The organism is Streptomyces sp. NPDC088194, assembly GCF_040702025.1.
Classification (GTDB): domain Bacteria; phylum Actinomycetota; class Actinomycetes; order Streptomycetales; family Streptomycetaceae; genus Actinacidiphila.
The window spans coordinates 106,827-122,612 of record NZ_JBFBIV010000008.1; the positions used below are offsets into that span (position 1 = coordinate 106,827).

Here is a 15,786-nt window from a genome sequence, read left to right on the forward strand (position 1 = left end):
GCGGTACGAGCTGAGCGCGGCGCGAGCCGAACGCGGCCGGGGTGTGCGGGTTGGGCGGGGCCAAAGCGTATGGCCGGTAGGGGAGGTGACAGAGGGACGACAGATCGTGTTACCTGTCATGTCTCCGTCGATTCATGGCCGACGGGCACCGTCTGGACGGAGCGACACCCCCACAGGAGGACACGTGACCGGTCGGTTGATCCGCCGAGCTTCCCTACGCATTCGCGCCGCGCTACTGGGCGTTCTGACGCTGTGCCTCGCCTTCACCGTCGCCGGTGCCGGAGGCGGCGCCGCGTCCGCCGCCGACACGGACTCGCTGCCGTTCTCCGGCAGCACCGGCTCCGGGCTGCACAACACCTACGACCCGGGCGCGTTCACGTACCTCGCGCAGTCCCTGGACACCGGGACGTCGATGATCGAGCTGGACGTCTGGGACGACTTCGTCACCCAGGAGTGGAAGGTCAGCCACTCCAACCCGCTGGGCAACAGCAACAACTGCGTGGACGCGTCCTCCCCCGCGGACCTGTACACCGGGGGCGCCAACAAGGACCTGGAGAGCTGCCTGGACGACGTGCGGGTGTGGCTGGGCGCCCACCCGGGACACGGGCCGCTGATCATCAAGCTGGAGATGAAGGCCGGTTTCCAGAGCACGTTCGGGATGGGCCCGGCCAAGCTGGACCAGTCGATCAGCGCGCACCTGGGCAACCTGGTCTTCAAGCCGTCGGACCTGCTGGCCAAGCCGGGTGGCGGCCAGTACGCGTCACTCGACGAGGCGGCCGGCGCGGGCAACTGGCCGACCCGTCAGCAACTCGCCGGCAAGGTGCTGCTGGAGGTGATCCCCGGCACCGTCGAGGAGTCCAACCCGACGGACACGCTGTGGACCGACCAGGAGTACGCCGACTACCTCCAGGGGCTGCAGAGCCAGGGCAAGCTGTCGCAGGCCAACGTCTTCCCCGCGGTGCACAACGCCCAGGCCGGCGACCCGCGTTCGCGCTACTCCGACGCCTCGATCCGCCCCTGGTTCGTGGTCTTCGACGGTGACGCCGCGACGTATCTGAACGGCAGCATCGACACGAGCTGGTACGACACCCACCACTACCTGCTCATCATGACCGACGCGCAGAACGTGCCGCCCACCCTGGACGACACCAACCCGACGTCCGCGGACGCGCAGGCCCGGGTCGCCCAACTGGCCAAGGCCCACGCGTCGATCGCGTCCAACGACTGGACCGGCCTCACCGACGTCCAGTCGACGGTGCTGCCGCGCGGCTGACCGTCAGGACTCCAACCGGCGCACGGACGAAGCGCGTTGGGAACCGCCCGGCCCACGCACGGCTCACGCGCCGGTCGGGCTGAGGTGGACGGCCGCGAGTTGCCAGCGGCCGTCCACCTCCACGATGGTCTGGGTGATACGGAACCGGCCGTCCGCGTCGCGCCCGTCGAAGACGCTCTGCTGGCCCTGGACGCCCACCGCGACGGCGGTACGCCCGTACTGACGCAGCGTCACCTCGTCCCAGGTGAAGTCGTCGTGCACCAGGGCGCCCGACGCGTAGCGGTCGAGCCACTGCGCCTTGCCCAGCACGAAGCCGCGCGGGCCGACCGCGGTGAAGTCGTCGGTGAGCAGGGCGTCGAGGGCGGCCACGTCGCCCAGCCGCTCAGCCTCGGCCCAGCGGTGGCCGAAGTCGGCGAGCCCGCCGCGGCGTTCCGCCTCCGCCTCCGCCTGCGACTTCGACTCCGACTTCCACTCCGGCTCCCGTACCTGCGGTGCCGCCGGCATCCCTGACGTCTCTGGCATTCTGGCCTCCGTTGCACGTGTGCCGCCCCCGCGGGGTCTCACCATGAAGACTCCCGCGGGCGGGGGTTCGTGACATCGGCCGGCGGTAGGCAACCGCGCTACTCCCAGCGGAACCACCGGGCACCGGCCTGCGTACTCCCGCAGGAGTAACGGCCGGAACGGGGCCGGGGCAACGGGCGGGGCCGGGGCAACGGGGGCGCGGCCGTGGGACCCTCGCGCCGGGTCCCGGCGGGCGCGCGGGCCTCAGCGGGCGAGCGACTGGCCGTCGCCCATCACGATCACCGGGTGGTCGGCGGGCAGCAGGGTGCGCAGCAGGGTCACCATGTGGGGCGCGGCGACGCTGACGCAGCCGTGGGTGGGGCCGCCGTGGTCGACGTGCACCCAGATGCCGCCGCCCTTGCTCGAACCGAGCGGCTGGGTGCCGTCGAGCGGGGAGGTACCGGGGACGCGGTTGTAGTCGATCGCGATGACGTAGTCGAACGCCTCGTCCAGCGTCTCACCGTCGAAGCCGACGCCGCCGGCGTGGAAGCTCGACGAGTGGTCGTAGGGGAGCTTGGTGCCCGGGTCGGCGTCGAAGCCGCCCGCGTCGTGCAGGGTGAACACGCCGATCGGGCTGTGCAGGTCGCCGGCGTGGTGGTCGGTGGTCCAGCCGTCCTTGGCGTTGTGCGCCGCCCAGGTCGCGCCGGGGTGCCAGTGGCCGTCGGACAGCCGGGACCACAGGGTGACCAGGGAGCTGGACGAGTCCTTGGCCCGGCCGGACGCCACCAGCACCTGGCGGCTGCTCGCCGGGATCTGCGCGCGGGTCTTGGGCCCGAGCCCGGGGATGGTGGACGGCATCGGGTCGGACGACGGCGAGGCGCTCGACTTGGCGTGCGCGGGCGCGCCGGCGGCGGGGTGGCCGACGGCGGTGTCCCGGTTGTCGGCGGACTCGGTGCCGTAGTGATCGGTCGCCACGTAGCCGGCGCCGAGCAGAGCAAGGCCGACGGCCGTGACCGACACGGCGATCGCCACCCGCTTCGCGGTACGGCGCGGCCGCCGGTGCCGACGGGGGCCACGGTCGTCTTGGCTGGGACGCTGGGCAAGCGCGTCAGGAGGAGCGGCAGTCATCGGCACGATCCTCGCAAACCCGGAGTGGGAGTACATCATCCAACCCCCGCCAACGTCCGTTTCGCCCTACAAGTCACCTTCGTGGCGCACAGATGTGCGGACTTCGCGCGACCTTACTCCGGGTCACATCGGCGGCTCGCGCGGCCAGGTGACGTTCCCGGGTCGGATCATCGGGTCAATTCACCGGAGGCGCCGCGGGTCCGCGACACCGGCCGGTCCACGTTGCCGAGTCGAGTTGGCGGGCCGCGCCACCGGTCCGGTCCGCGGTCCGCTCGACCGGCTCGCGCCGACGGGTACGCGGAAGGCGAGGGCGCCGCACGCACGCACGCACACACCCGGCAGCCGCCTGACCGCCCCACCCGCGGGCGGTCAGGCCGAACGCAGCAGCGCATCCGCCAGTTCACGCGGGCGGCTGAGCGCGACCAGATGGCCGCCGGGCAGTTCCTCGACGTCGATGCCGAGACGTTCGCGGGCCAGCCGGCGCTGGAACTCCAGGGGGAAGAAGCGGTCTCCGCGCCCTTGCAGGAAACGGGTCGGCACGTCCGGCCACGCGGCCAGTGGCCAGGGCTGCGCGAACACCCCGGGCGGCGGCCCGGCCGGCTCCCCGGCGAACGCCTCCTCGGTCAGCGCGTCCGGCACGTCGTGGAAGAAGTCGGTGCGCGGGTCGAACTCGGCGTCGGTGCCGGTCCGGCCGAGCACCTCGGCGTACTGCTCGCGCGCCTCGGCCTGGCCGACGTTGCCCCACCACTCCCCCGCGCTCTCGCCGGGCGCCGGCACCATCGCGTTGACCAGCACCAGCCGGTCCACCGGCAGCGGCCCGCAGACCAGCGGCGCGGAGAAGCCGCCGAGCGACTGCCCCACGACCACCAGCGGCGCCTCCGGCCCGGCCGAGCCGTCGGGCACGGCGGCGTGCACGGCCGCGGTGATCGCCTCGGCGAAGTCGTCGAGACTCGCGGTGTCGTGGGACGGCAGGTCGAGGGTGACCACCGCGTGGCCGCGCTCGCGCAGCAGCGGCGCCACCAGGTGCCAGTACCAAGCGGTGCCGTCCGCACCGGGGACGAGTACGTACGTCGCCATCGATTCCTCTCCCGTGCTCCCACCGCGCGCGGCCGGTCGACCGCGAACGCCCCTGAGCCGACCACCGCCCGGCCGCCGGCCGATCGGGCGCCGCCGCGCTTCGAACCGGTGTCCGACCCGCGGCTCCCCACTGTGGATCAGCCAACGGGCCGGAGCAAGCACCGGCCTTCGCGGTGTGCCGCGCCGAACGGACCTTCCGCGGCCGCCGGTTGGGCGGGTACGATATGGTGCGTTCCACCCCGAACGGCCCAACTCGCTTGCCCCGGGCGCCGGTCAGCTCACCCCGAACGTGATCCGGTACCCCGCTTCCCCCTTGCTGGTGAACGTGCTCGTCGCGTCGTCGTCCACGTAGGAGTACGCGAACGGCTCGGCCTTCTTGAACAGCGCCGCGTAGTCCACCGGCCACTGGTCGGGCCGGCACTTGTCGCGCGGCGCCCACGCCCCGCGGCAGCAGTACTGGTCGGTGCCGAAGACAGCGCAGGGCGACTCGCAGCCGACGACCCGGCCGGCCGCCTTCACCCGGAGCGCGGCCGGGCAGTCGACCGGGTGGGTGCAGCCCGCGGCGGAGCACCCGGAGGCGCTGATCGGGTCCTTCGTGGAGCCGCCGACGAGGTTGATGAACATCGGCAGGTTGGAGCCGTCGACCAGGCTCACGTCGTAGAAGTCCAGACCGTCCCACGCGTTGAGGTTGAACTCCGCCAGCGAGGCGGGGATCGCGCCGTAGCCGGGGCACCGGAGGCGGCCGTCGCAGTCGCCGGTCTCGCAGTGGCCGCGGCCGGCCGCGTCGAAGGAGCAGCCGGTGCGGCCCCAGAATCGGCCGTTCCAGTGGTCGGGCACGCGGACGGAGAGGCTACGGCCGGGCGGCAGCACCCAGCCGGTGGTGGTGAGCGCGGGCTGAGCGGTCTGCTGGCCCGCGCCGACCCACACGGTCTGCCGGACGTGGTTGACGAAGGTGAAGACGCGGGTGCCCGCGGTGGGGGCGAGAGCGGAAGGGGCGCCCGAGCCGACCGACGGCGAGGACTTCGGCCGGGCGCCGCGCGACGGTTCGGCGGGCGTCGGCCGCGCGGACGATGCCGGCTTCGACGGCGACGCGGTGGGCGGCGCCGTCGTCGGCACGGCTCCGGTCGGCGTCGAGAGGGTCGAGGAGGCGGACGGGCGCGGCGCGGCGGCCGTACGCCCGTCCGCCGCCGAGGACTGCCGCCCGCCGCCGCCCGCCACGACGTACACCGCGACGCAGACGCCGACGACGGCGATCACCGCCGCCGACCACGCGGCGCCGCGCTGACGGCTGCGCCTGCGCCTGCGCCCGCCTCTGCCCCTGCTCCCCATCGGCTTCCTCCCGCTTCACGCTTGCCGCGGCCGGTTCACTCAGGAGACGGCGGGCGCGGACGGCGGATAACGGAAACCGCGGCGCGCAGGGGGGTGCGGGAGGAGGGAGAAAGGCACGGACGGCGGACGGCGGTCGGCGGTCGGCGGTCGCGGGTCGGCGGAACCGGAACGCGGGACGAAAGGCATCGGAACGCGGGCGGGGGAAGGCCCGCGAGGCCCCGGCAGGCGCGGGACCTGCGCTCATCGACGGGGCCGCCGGATGGCCGGCCGAGCACGGCTGGGAGAATCCTGGGCGAACGCTGTGCACGGCACGGCGCCCGAGAGGGTCGCAGGGCCGATACCCGCCGCATGTATACCCCATGTGTATAGTGCCTGCCGGACCCGCCCGAGCAGGTCCTCCATCACCATGAGGGGGAACTCCGACATGCGCACGACCACGGCGCGCCGAGCCCGCGCGCTGACCACGCTGCTGGCCGCCGCCACCATGGCCTTCACCCTCACCGGGTGCAACGGCTACGACAGCACGTCCCCGGCCGCCGCCCGCAAGCACATGGCGAAGAGCGGCCCCGCGGCGTTCGCGACCGACGCGAAGGGCACGGTGGACTGCCGCAAGGTCAAGTGCATCGCGATCACCTTCGACGCCGGGCCGAGCGTGCGCACGCCCCAGATACTGGGCATCCTCAGCAAGTACCACGTGCACGCGACCTTCTTCACGCTCGGCAAGAACCACGTGATGAAGCACCCGCAGATGGTCAGGGACATGGTCGCGCAGGGCCACGAGGTGGAGACCCTGACCTGGAGCCACCAGATCCTCACCAAGATCAGCTCGTCCGAGGTCCGCAAGGAGATCACCGAGGGCCGGGACGCGGTGCACAAGGTCGCCGGGGTGACGCCGACCCTGCTGCGCCCCCCGCAGGGCCGGACCAGCAGCAAGGTCACCAAGATCGCCAAGGAACTCGGCATGTCGGAGGTGGTCTGGAACTCCAACGGAGCGGACTACAAGACCACCGACTCCAAGCTGATAGCTTCCCGGATACTCAAGTCGGCCAAGCCGGACGGGATAATCCTGCTGCACGACCTGGTCGACAAGACGAACAAGGGCTACAACGGCACCGTGGCGTCCATCGCCCCGATCATCTCCACGCTCCAGGCCCGCGGTTACACCTTCGTCACCGTCAAGCAGCTCCTCGCGCCGGGGACGCCGCAGGCGGGCAAGGTCTACAAGTGACCCGGTGATCCTGTGACCCGGCCGCCGCACGGCCCCCAACGGGCGATCGACGTCCGGGAGATCGACGTCGGAGCGATCGACGTCAGAGCGGCCGACCCGCGGCCGGCCGCCACCCGCCGTCAGCCGAATACCGCGGCGAGCCAGCTCTCGGCATCGCGGGTGAGCGCGGCGGAGGCGGCCTCGGAGCCGGCGCCGCGCTCCGCGCCCGGGGCGAAGTCGTGGATGGACAGGCCGACCGTCGCACCGAAGCGGTTGCGGCCGAAGACCCGGTACATCGCGTCCTGGGTGCGCAGCCCGATGAAGTACGGGTTGCGGTAGTCCAGGACCACGGCGGCCGGAGCGGACGCGCCGGGCAACGTCACCGTCACGGTCTCCCCGACGGCCGTCCCGGGCGCCAGGCCCAGCGCGCGGGCCGCGGTGTCGAGCGCGTCGGGCGCACCGGCCGCGGCCGGGCCGTCGGCGGTCGCGAAGACCGCCTGGCGGCCGGTGAAGTGCGTGACGTACTCGCGCAGGGTGTGCAGGTAGAAGTCGTTGTGCTTGTCCGCGCCGTCGTACTGGTTCGCCCAGTCGTCGACGAAGATGCCGCTGTGCACGTACCGCAGCCGGCAGCCGCCGCCCTCCAGCGGCTCGATCACGTGCTCGAGCTGGTTGAAGGTCTGCTGGGAGATCCCGGCCGCGTCCTCGGTGCGCGCGGTGAGGCGGTGCGGCGGCTCCCACACGGTGACGGTGCCGCCGAAGGGGGCGGCGCCGCCTTCCTTCGGTTCGTACTCCATCGGCCACAGCCAGCCTGCGGTGCCGGTGGTGATCGCGTCCCACACCTCCTGCGGGCTCGCCGCGATCTCCAACTCCTTGACGATCTCGAACCGTTCAGACATCTTTGCCACTCTCACCCTTCTGCAGGGGCGTGCCGACCGTGTAGACCACGTGGTGCACACCCGATCCGAACATCCGTGACTCCGCCACCGTCAGCGGGATCACCGGCAGTCCCTCCTGGAACAGCCGTCTGCCGCGGCCGATGACCACGGGGTCGACCAGCAGGTCGAGTTCGTCCACCAGGCCGCGGGCCAGCAGCCACCGCACGAGCGTGGCGCTGCCCATCACGCTGATCGCGGCGCCGTCACGCCGCTTCAACCCGGCGATCTCAGCGGCCAGTTCCTCCTGGTCACCGCCGCCGAGCAGGGTCGAGTTGTTCCACTCCACCGTGTCGAGGGTGCGGGACACGACGTACTTCGCGACGCCGTTCATGTGCTCCGCGCCGGGTGCGTCGGGCATCGCGGGCCAGGCCGCGGCGAAGCCCTCGTACGTCCTCCGGCCGAGCAACAGCGCGTCGGAGCGGGCCATCTGCGCGGCGACGGTACGGGCCATGTCGTCGTCGAAGTACGGCCCGTGCCACTGGTCGGGGGCCTCCATCACGCCGTCGGCGGTCAGGAACTCGGTGACGATCAGCTTTCTCATCGCGACTCCTCAGGGGACTCGGGGCGCTCGCGGCGCTCGGAGCCTTCGGCCGGGGCGGCTGACGGGATCTCGGCCACCGACTCGTTTGCCGGGCGGGCCAGTTCGGCCAGCGTCTCGGGCTTGACGGTCGGATGGAGCGCGACCACGACGCGGTGCGGGCGGCCGCCCTCCGCGTCCGGGTCGTGGTACTTGGCCACCAGGGCGCTGACCCCGCGGGTCAACTCCTCCACGAACGCGGCACGTTCGGCCGCCGAGGCGAAGCGCACCTCCGCGTCGAGCGCGTAGGTGGCCACCCGCTGCCGGGCCCGGCTCGCGCCGGTGATCAGCGCGCCCACGTCCCGCACCAGCCGCGCGGCCACCGCCAGCAGCCACCGCGCCGACAGCTCGTCCCGGGCCCGGGCCGGGTCCGGCTGCACCGCGGCCAGCGCGCTCGGCGAGATCACGTACGAGGCCGCCGTCGCCCGCATCATCCGCTCGGTGACGTTGCCCTTCCTGCGCTCCCCCGCCAGCTCCACCAGTCCGTGCCGCTCCAGCGCCTTCAGGTGGTAGTTCACCTTCTGCCGCGGCAGGTCCACCCGCGCGGCCAGCATCGCCGCCGAGGCCGGCCCCTGCCCCAGCTCGGCCAGCAGCCGGGCCCGTATGGGGTCCAGCGAGGCGGCGGCCGCCGCCGCGTCCTCGATCACCGTCACGTCCAACATGTCCCCACCGTCTCACCGAAAACTTTTTTTGTCCAGCGCGTTTTTGTTGTCGGTGAGTCGGGGGCCGAGGCGGGTGTACGCGCGGGCATCGCGTGGACGCGGCGCGGGGATCGGTCGGACGCGCGGGCCGGGGGGGAGGCGCGGCGCGGGGATCGGCTGGACGCGCGGGCCGGGCAGAGCCGGGCCGGGCCGGGCGGAGGCGAGGGCGGACGCGCGGGCCGGGGGTCGGCCGGAGGCGGGGGGCCGGGCGGAGGCGAGGGCGTACACGTGGGCCGGGGGTCGGCCGGAGGCGGGGGCCGGGCGGGGGCGAGGGCGTACACGTGGGCCGGGGGAAGCGGGGCGCGGGGGTTGGCCGGTCGGCGGCGTGATATCCAGTCGTCGGAAAGCTTCGCCGGGGCGGCCGGCCGGGCGCGGCGACAGTACGGACGGAGGTGGCCGCGCATGGCGTGGTGGAGGCTGCTGCGGGCGCGCCGACCCGAGGGGGCGACGTTCCTGCTGCGGCGACGGAACAGCAGTCCCGGCATCGACCGCTCGTACGGCGACGCGCGGCTCGTCGCCATGCGGGCGGCGGCGCTCCAGGGTGGCGCCGAGCGGTGGCCCGACATCCGCGGCCATCTGGCGGCGGCCGAGGGCCACGAGGATCTGACCTTCCTGGTCGAAGGGGTCCAGGACGTCGCCCATGTCGAGCGGTGGATCGCCGAGGTGGTCGCCGCCGACCCCGACGACACGCTGGCGCTGCTGGTCTCCGGCGCCCGCTACGTCGCGTCGGCCTGGCAGGCGCACAGCGGGTACGAACCCTCTTCCGTGTCGGAGGAGCAGCGGGAGGTGTCCCGGGAGCGGCTGCTGGTCGCCGAGACGCAGCTGTCCGAGGTGGCCGAGCGCGAACCGTCGTGGGCGGCGCCCTGGTACTTCCTCCAGGTGAGCGGCCGTGGTCTGCGGGTCGGGCAGGAGGAGGCGGAGCGCCGGTTCGAGGCGACGTGCCACCGGGCGCCGGGCCATGTGGCCGCGCACCGGCAGCAGTTGCGGCAGTTGAGCGTGAAGTGGGGTGGCTCGCGGGACCGGATGCACGCCTTCGCGCGGCAGGCCGTGCTCGCCGCGCCCGACGGCAGCGGACTGGGTCAACTCGTCGCGCAGGCCCACCTGGAGGACTGGCAGGAGGCCGGCGGCGATCCGGACTCCACCCTGCTGCGGGCCCCGGAGGCGGTGCGCGCCCTGCACGAGGCGGGCGCGCGCTCGGTGCACCATCCGGCGTTCGTCCGGCGCCGGGACTGGGCGGTCGGCGTCAACACCTTCGCGCTGGCGTTCGCGCTGGCAGGTGAGAACGAAGCGGCCCGGGCCATGTTCCGGATGGTGCGCAAGCTGCCCACCGAGATGCCCTGGCGGTATCTCGACGAGCGCTCACCCGTCGCGCCCTTCCTCGCCTGGCGCGCCCGCGTCGGCGCCTGACCGGCCGCCGGCCCATTGGGCGCGCACGCCGTCGTCGGCGGTCCGCTGGACCCGTTGGCCGCCCCCGCGCGGGTTCGTGGACCCGTCGCGCCGCGCTCAGGCCGCCGGGCCCGGGACGCCCGAAGCCTCGCCCGGGACGCCCGAAGCCTCGCCGGGGACGGTCGGCGCCGGGCCGTACTCCCGCATCGCCCACTCCACGACCGCCTCCAGGTGGGCGTGGTGCGCCCCTTTCCAGTAGACGCGTTCGCAGGCGGTGCAGCGGGCGAAGACGTCGTAGGACTTCTGGGTGCCGTCGCGCAGCCGGTCGCGGACGGTGTCCTTGTCCGCGGCAGCGAGGGTGCCGTTGCAGGCCACGCACCGGGTCCAGGGCGCCAGGGGCGGCGCGAACCGGCCGAGCACGTCGCGCAGTTGCTCCTCCGGGCGGTCGCTGTAGACGTACCCGCCGGCGAAGATCTCCCGGCGGCGCAGCAGTCCCCGGTCCCGGGAGAGCATCACGCGCCGCTCCTGCGCGGACCGGCGGGCGAGCGCGGGGTCGCCGATGTCCTCGTTCTCGTACGCGGTGTCGACGCCGAGCAGCCGCAACCGCCGTGCCAGCGTGCCCAGATGGACATCGAGGAGGAACCTCGGCGGCGGGTCGGGGATCTGCTGCGGCCGCCGCACCGCCTCGACGGCGACCTCCTCGCCCGCCCCGGGCACGTGCCCGACGGACACCTCCCGGCCGTCCACCCGCAACCGGCCCACCTCGGTGAGCGGGATGCCGAGGGACTCCACCACGTGCCCGAGCGAGGACGCCCCGTCCGTCGCCACCTCCGCGACCGCCCCGCGTCGCTCGGCCGCCACGAACACGTGCAGTTCAGGGGCGATGCGCACGCTGATCCGCGGCAGGCCCTCGGTGTTTCGCCTCACCCCCTCAGCATCCCACCGCCGCGCTCCCGCCTGCCACGGCTTTCCGCCCCACCGCCGGGCGCCGGTAACCAGCAGGGGACGCTTTCGGGGCTGTCGGTGGGTCCGCTTACGATGGCCGGATGGAGATCAGGAAGACGCGCTTCGACCACCCGGACGCGATACGGCTGAACGACCTGGTGCAGTTGGAATACGCGGAGCGGTACGGCGACGGGGACCTGACCCACATGGCCGCGGACCACTTCGACCCGCCGCAGGGCCTCTACCTGCTGGGGTACGACGCCGACGGGAAGCCGGTGGCCAGCGGCGGCTGGCGGGCGCAGGACGCCTCGCCGGAGGGCTTCGAGGACGGCGACGCGGAGATCAAGCGGATGTTCGTGGTGCGGGAGGCCCGCGGCCGCGGCTACGCCCGGGCGCTGCTGGCCGAGCTGGAGGCCACGGCCGCGGCGGCCGGCCGCACCCGGATGGTGCTGGAGACCGGGCAGAAGCAGCCCGAGGCGATCGCGCTGTACGAGTCGTGCGGGTACCTGCCGGTGGCCAAGTTCGGCTACTACCGGTACGAGGCGCTGAGCGTGCACCTGGGAAAGCCGCTCACCGCCTGACGCCCGGGGCCGTCGCTGGGGCCATGCGCCGGCGCCCTTCCCGTTGCGTTGCCGTTGCCGTTGCCAGGGCGTCCTCCGGCGCGCGGTCCGCTCACCTCGTACCGAGTGCTCGGCTCATGCCGCGCGGCACCCGCTCACCTCGTGGCGCGCCGCGCGCGCCGCCGGCCGCTCCACCGCCACAGCAGCGTGCACACGCCGCCCACCACGAACGTGATCAGCAGCGCCAGCCACAGCGGCATCTTCACCTCGGGCACGATCAGCCGGATCTTCACCCGCTGGGTGTTCTCGAAGATGAACACGAGAGCCAGCGCGCACAGCACCAGAGCGGCGATCCGGCGCGGCGTCAGCATCTCCCGCACGCGGCCGCCGCCGGCCTTGGCGGCCTTGTCGGTACTCATCGCGCCCACCTGCTTCCGCTCCACGGTCGCCCCCGGTCCCCATGGTCGCCGCAGTGACGGCCGCGGGGGCCGCGGGGCGAGCCGAACGGGTGATCGCGGCCCCGCCGTCAGGCCACCCGCTCGACGTCATGAACGCAGTTCCTCGTACACCGCCATCACGCTGCGGGCCTGCTGCTCCACCTGGTCGTCGACCGGCACCCAGCGCGGCCGGTAGGCGGCCTCGTACGCCTCGCACCAGGAGTCGACCAGGCGGGTCACGGCGGGCAGCGCGGCGATCCGGCGCAGCATCGCGGCGGCGCGCAGCGGAATGCGCTGTGCGTAGACCTGGATGCTGGTGACGCGCGCGGTGGTCATCTCCGGCAGCGGGCCCGCGCTCGCGGGACGGACCGCCGGGTCCCATTCGGCGCTCAACTGGGGCCCGATGCCGACGAGTTCGCGTACGGTGCGGAGCATCGGGCCGTCGGCGCCGATCGTTCGGGGGTCGATCCGCGCCAGCATCCTCGCCACGGTGGGCAGATCGCGGCGCAGCGCGGCCCCGGCGGTACGCAGGGCGCGGTCGGCGTCAGGATGCGGGGTGGTGTCGGCGGCGCGGTCGCAGGCCCACATCGGCACCTCGACGATGGCGGTCACCCCGTCGTACCGCTCGGCGTGCGCCCAGGTGGAGTGGGCGCCGTCGCCGGCGGCGGGGTCGGACGTGGGCGGCATGACGTAGACCCCCGGGCCGGGGCTCGGCCACTGGAAGGCGTCGGAGGAACCGCTCTCCAGCGGGATGTCGAGTTCGGCCGCGGACTTGCCGATCCGCTCGGCCACGCCGGGCACGTCCCGGGTGAGCTGTACGAAGCTGCCGCCGACGTCGATGCCGTGCAGCGAGCACTGCAGCACCGGTCGCAGCCGGTCGAGGAGTCCGACCAGGGTGCGGGTCTCGGGCAGTGCCGCGGAGCGGACGGTGCCGTCGTGCGGCAGCCACTCGGGTTGCTCGGCGGCGCACGGCCGGAAGAAGTGCTCGTAGTGCCGGCGCAGCGTGTAAGGCCCGGGTAACCAGGGCTCGTTGAGCGCCGCGCCGTCGGGGTCGATGCACAGCAGGAAGTGCCAGGTGCTGCCGTCGCCCGCGCCGGACCTGCATGTCTCGGCGATCCGCTCGGCCAGCCGCAGGACGGTGGCGCCGCCCACCGCGGCCTCGTTGGCGTGCGGTCCGGCCACCACCAGGACGTTGCGCGGCCCTTGACCCACCGTCAGCATCAGCAGCGGACGGCCTGCTCGCGATCTGCCGACCTCCCCCAGCCGGCACAGCCCGCGGTATCTCAAAGTGAGTCGACGAGCACCATGAGTGACGTCGGCTGTCGTCGGATATTGCTCTCCCGTCACCGCAACCCCCTGCCGCGGACCCCCGAGCCCGCACCCCGCATGACGACTTCGAGTTCGGTTCCGTCAGTAGGTCACGCCCCGCGCAAAGGTGTCAACGGTGCTACCGACACCGTTCCCGAGCTGTGCCGCGGGCGCCGCCAGCGCAGGCGGCACGGCGCCGTGCCGGCGGGCCGCGGTCGGGCGCGCGCCCCGGCGCGGCGGCGGGCGCGCCGGCGGATGCGGGACGCCGGCGCGGGAACCCGACCGCGACCGCGCCACGCGCCTCGGCCGCGGACAAGGCGCAGCTCAGCAGCAGTGCGTCACGATGTCCCGCCGGCTCACCACCGGGCCCCTCGCCCGCGCGGCCCGGCGCCGGCGACCGCACCGGAAGCACCCACCAGAGCCTCTTTCCGGCCACCGCGGACACCCGCGCCCGCCCCCCTGACACGGTCGGCCGGGCCCCCGGGCCTTCCCGACGGTGACCGGACGAGCTACGGCAGATACGCCGGTCCGACGACGGCGACCGCCGCAGGCACGATACGCAGCAGACCGGGAACCGGAACGGGAGGGAACGCATCAGGCGGTGGCGGGCCTGGCCCGGTTCGCCCCCGAAACCCGCGGCCGGACCGGGACGCCGCCGGGCGGACCGGACCCGTACCGGAAGGACCGGGACCGGACCGAAGCGGATCGGAACCGTACCGGAACGGGTCGGAACCGTACCGGACGGCCGCTGGTGGCCCCGGGCGGACGCGGGGCCACCCGGGCGCCGTGGCTTCAGGCCGATTCGGCCGATCTGGCGGCGGGGAGCGGCGAGTTGAGGAGAGCGGCGAAGCGGCGCCCGGACGCGGACCACTCCTCCGCGACCTGCCAGCCGGCGGCTCGGGCGACCGCGCGCAGGGCGCCGGGGCCGAGCCGGGCCCACGGGAAGTCGACGCCCTGCCGGCCGCGACCGTCCTCGACGCGTACGGTCAGCCGCTCGTCGACCTCGTGCGGCGCGGCCTCGGCGAGCAGCCGGCCGCCCGGGGCGAGGACACCGCGCACCCGGCGGAGGAGGGCCACCGGGTCGCCACCGATGCCGATGTTGCCGTCGGCGAGCAGCGCGGTGTCCCAACGGCCCTCCGCCGGCAGCCGGTCGAAGACGGAACGGCGCAGCACCGCTCCCCCGGTGCCCCTGGTGCGTTCGACGGCCACCGGGTTCACGTCCAGCCCCAGCACCGGCATACCGCGGCGGGCCGCCCCCGCGACCAGGCGCCCCGGGCCGCAGCCGATGTCGAGCACCGGGCCGCGGCAGCGTGCCAGCAGCGTGCGGTCGGCCTCATCCGGCGGCGCGCACCAGCGTTCGACCTCCAACGGCAGCAGCCAGCCGTCCGCCCGGCGCAGGAACAGCGGACCGCGCCCCTGGGCCAGCGCCCGGGCGTACGGGTCTCCGCCCCACGTGGGCGCGGGCGCCGGCGGCGCGGCGGTGCGGCTCATCGCGGTTCTCCCGTGCGGGAGCCGGCCGAGGCTGCGGTGGATGCGGTGGATGCGGCCGGTGCGGCGGGCGGCGGGCAGGCGGCTGCCGGGCGCGTCGCCGGCACGACGGAGGCGACGGGGCCGGTCGGCAAGGTGGTCAGGGCCGGCGCGGCGGGCTCCTGGAGCACGGCGGACATGTCCCGGACCGCGTGCCAGGTGCCGCGCCAGGTACCGGTGACCTTGGAGCGGCCCGAGCGCGGGGTGTAGGGCACGTCGGCCTCGGTGATCCGCCATCCCGCGTCGGCCGCCCGTACGACCATCTGGAGCGGGTAGCCGCTGCGGCGGTCGGTGAGTTCCAGGTCGAGCAGCGCGGCGCGGCGGGCCACACGCATCGGGCCGAGGTCGTGCAGACGCAGCCCGGTGCGGCGCCGGACCAGCCGCGCGAGCTGGAGGTTGGCCAATCGCGCGTGCGGCGGCCAGGCGCGCGGCGAGGTGGGCCGGCGGCGCCCGAGCACCAGGTCCGCGCTCCCGGCCAGCACCGGCGCGGCCAGTTCCGGCAGCAGCGCCGGGTCGAGGGAACCGTCGCAGTCGCAGAAGCAGACGAGTTCGGCGGTGGCCGCGCGCAGCCCGGCGTCGCAGGCGGAGCCGAACCCGCGCACCGGCTCGCGTACGACGAGGGCCCCCAGCTCCCCGGCGATCCGCGCGGAGCCGTCGGTGGAGCCGTTGTCGACCACGATCGCCCGCCAGCCGGGCGGGATACGGCCCAGGACCCAGGGCAGGGCGGCGGCCTCATCGAGGCACGGCAGGACGATGTCGGCGGCGGGCGCTGGCTTGGTCACCCGCTTCACCCTAGGGACGCCGAACGGACATACCGGATGCGCGGTCCTTACGAAACGCGGACGGCGGGGCCCTGCGGGCGCCCGGCCGTGGTCACTGTCAGTGGTGGGTGCCA

16 protein-coding genes are annotated in these 15,786 nt (G+C 74.0%); 4 read left to right on the top strand and 12 right to left on the bottom strand.

Features of this window, described 5'->3' with window-relative positions; all coding sequences use genetic code 11:
* Positions 1-184: 184 nt before the first annotated feature.
* Positions 185-1,273, top strand: a complete 1,089-nt coding sequence (locus AB0399_RS06470; protein ID WP_366410443.1) for a phosphatidylinositol-specific phospholipase C domain-containing protein — start codon at positions 185-187, stop codon at positions 1,271-1,273.
* A 63-nt stretch (positions 1,274-1,336) separates the two neighbouring features.
* Here AB0399_RS06470 and AB0399_RS06475 read toward each other — a convergent pair whose 3' ends face one another.
* The 4 genes from AB0399_RS06475 to AB0399_RS06490 form a co-directional block, all read right to left on the bottom strand.
* The gene (locus AB0399_RS06475) at positions 1,337-1,795 is read right to left on the bottom strand and encodes a nuclear transport factor 2 family protein (protein ID WP_366410444.1); all 459 of its coding nucleotides are present in this window, start codon (positions 1,793-1,795) and stop codon (positions 1,337-1,339) included.
* 243 nt (positions 1,796-2,038) lie between these two features.
* A complete protein-coding gene (locus AB0399_RS06480) occupies positions 2,039-2,806 on the bottom strand; it encodes a L,D-transpeptidase family protein (protein ID WP_329363463.1) in 768 nt (255 codons plus the stop codon).
* 465 nt (positions 2,807-3,271) lie between these two features.
* Entirely contained in the window at positions 3,272-3,979 is a 708-nt protein-coding gene (locus tag AB0399_RS06485) for an alpha/beta hydrolase (RefSeq protein WP_329363464.1), read from the bottom strand.
* Between the two features lie 273 nt (positions 3,980-4,252).
* Positions 4,253-5,308, bottom strand: a complete 1,056-nt coding sequence (locus AB0399_RS06490) for a thaumatin family protein (protein WP_366410445.1) — start codon at positions 5,306-5,308, stop codon at positions 4,253-4,255.
* Positions 5,309-5,732: 424 nt separating this feature from the next.
* On the opposite strand from AB0399_RS06490, the gene AB0399_RS06495 reads away from it, so the two are divergent.
* Entirely contained in the window at positions 5,733-6,536 is an 804-nt protein-coding gene (locus AB0399_RS06495) for a polysaccharide deacetylase family protein (protein WP_329363467.1), read from the top strand.
* 119 nt (positions 6,537-6,655) lie between these two features.
* Here the strand turns inward: AB0399_RS06495 and AB0399_RS06500 are convergent, their stop codons facing one another.
* The 3 genes from AB0399_RS06500 to AB0399_RS06510 are packed head-to-tail and all read right to left on the bottom strand — an operon-like array spanning position 6,656 to position 8,689.
* Positions 6,656-7,411 (bottom strand): SRPBCC domain-containing protein, encoded by a 756-nt coding sequence (locus tag AB0399_RS06500; RefSeq protein WP_366410446.1) that lies wholly within the window; start codon positions 7,409-7,411, stop codon positions 6,656-6,658.
* Positions 7,404-7,991 (bottom strand): dihydrofolate reductase family protein, encoded by a 588-nt coding sequence (locus AB0399_RS06505; protein WP_366410447.1) that lies wholly within the window; start codon positions 7,989-7,991, stop codon positions 7,404-7,406. The genes AB0399_RS06500 and AB0399_RS06505 overlap by 8 nt, the downstream gene beginning before the upstream one ends.
* Complete coding sequence (locus tag AB0399_RS06510; RefSeq protein ID WP_366410448.1) at positions 7,988-8,689, bottom strand: helix-turn-helix domain-containing protein; 702 nt, start codon at positions 8,687-8,689, stop codon at positions 7,988-7,990. Before AB0399_RS06510 ends, AB0399_RS06505 begins: the two co-directional genes overlap by 4 nt.
* Before the next feature lie 441 nt (positions 8,690-9,130).
* Between AB0399_RS06510 and AB0399_RS06515 the strand changes: the two genes are divergently transcribed.
* Entirely contained in the window at positions 9,131-10,135 is a 1,005-nt protein-coding gene (locus AB0399_RS06515; protein ID WP_366410449.1) for a hypothetical protein, read from the top strand.
* A gap of 96 nt (positions 10,136-10,231) precedes the next feature.
* Here the strand turns inward: AB0399_RS06515 and AB0399_RS06520 are convergent, their stop codons facing one another.
* Positions 10,232-11,041 (bottom strand): Mut7-C RNAse domain-containing protein, encoded by an 810-nt coding sequence (locus AB0399_RS06520; RefSeq protein ID WP_366410450.1) that lies wholly within the window; start codon positions 11,039-11,041, stop codon positions 10,232-10,234.
* Positions 11,042-11,160: 119 nt separating this feature from the next.
* Between AB0399_RS06520 and AB0399_RS06525 the strand changes: the two genes are divergently transcribed.
* A complete protein-coding gene (locus tag AB0399_RS06525) occupies positions 11,161-11,640 on the top strand; it encodes a GNAT family N-acetyltransferase (RefSeq protein ID WP_329363479.1) in 480 nt (159 codons plus the stop codon).
* A gap of 134 nt (positions 11,641-11,774) precedes the next feature.
* Here the strand turns inward: AB0399_RS06525 and AB0399_RS06530 are convergent, their stop codons facing one another.
* The 4 genes from AB0399_RS06530 to AB0399_RS06545 form a co-directional block, all read right to left on the bottom strand.
* Complete coding sequence (locus AB0399_RS06530) at positions 11,775-12,038, bottom strand: LapA family protein (RefSeq protein WP_329363481.1); 264 nt, start codon at positions 12,036-12,038, stop codon at positions 11,775-11,777.
* Between the two features lie 126 nt (positions 12,039-12,164).
* Positions 12,165-13,403, bottom strand: coding sequence for a M14 family zinc carboxypeptidase (locus AB0399_RS06535; RefSeq protein WP_329363483.1), 1,239 nt, complete (start codon positions 13,401-13,403; stop codon positions 12,165-12,167).
* 753 nt (positions 13,404-14,156) lie between these two features.
* On the bottom strand, positions 14,157-14,855 hold the full coding sequence (locus tag AB0399_RS06540) for a class I SAM-dependent methyltransferase (RefSeq protein WP_366410451.1): 699 nt from the start codon (positions 14,853-14,855) through the stop codon (positions 14,157-14,159).
* Positions 14,852-15,682 (bottom strand): glycosyltransferase family 2 protein, encoded by an 831-nt coding sequence (locus AB0399_RS06545; protein ID WP_366410452.1) that lies wholly within the window; start codon positions 15,680-15,682, stop codon positions 14,852-14,854. Before AB0399_RS06545 ends, AB0399_RS06540 begins: the two co-directional genes overlap by 4 nt.
* Positions 15,683-15,786 lie beyond the last annotated feature (104 nt).

Excerpts from the sequence above, each read along its gene's own strand:
- AB0399_RS06485 (WP_329363464.1), bottom strand. The coding sequence starts at position 3,979 with ATGGCGACGTACGTACTCGTCCCCGGTGCGGACGGCACCGCTTGGTAC.
- AB0399_RS06515 (WP_366410449.1), top strand. The coding sequence starts at position 9,131 with ATGGCGTGGTGGAGGCTGCTGCGGGCGCGCCGACCCGAGGGGGCGACG.
- AB0399_RS06530 (WP_329363481.1), bottom strand. The coding sequence starts at position 12,038 with ATGAGTACCGACAAGGCCGCCAAGGCCGGCGGCGGCCGCGTGCGGGAG.
- AB0399_RS06540 (WP_366410451.1), bottom strand. The coding sequence starts at position 14,855 with ATGAGCCGCACCGCCGCGCCGCCGGCGCCCGCGCCCACGTGGGGCGGA.
- AB0399_RS06500 (WP_366410446.1), bottom strand. The coding sequence starts at position 7,411 with ATGTCTGAACGGTTCGAGATCGTCAAGGAGTTGGAGATCGCGGCGAGC.
- AB0399_RS06475 (WP_366410444.1), bottom strand. The coding sequence starts at position 1,795 with ATGCCAGAGACGTCAGGGATGCCGGCGGCACCGCAGGTACGGGAGCCG.
- AB0399_RS06505 (WP_366410447.1), bottom strand. The coding sequence starts at position 7,991 with ATGAGAAAGCTGATCGTCACCGAGTTCCTGACCGCCGACGGCGTGATG.
- AB0399_RS06495 (WP_329363467.1), top strand. The coding sequence starts at position 5,733 with ATGCGCACGACCACGGCGCGCCGAGCCCGCGCGCTGACCACGCTGCTG.
- AB0399_RS06525 (WP_329363479.1), top strand. The coding sequence starts at position 11,161 with ATGGAGATCAGGAAGACGCGCTTCGACCACCCGGACGCGATACGGCTG.
- AB0399_RS06490 (WP_366410445.1), bottom strand. The coding sequence starts at position 5,308 with ATGGGGAGCAGGGGCAGAGGCGGGCGCAGGCGCAGGCGCAGCCGTCAG.
- AB0399_RS06510 (WP_366410448.1), bottom strand. The coding sequence starts at position 8,689 with ATGTTGGACGTGACGGTGATCGAGGACGCGGCGGCGGCCGCCGCCTCG.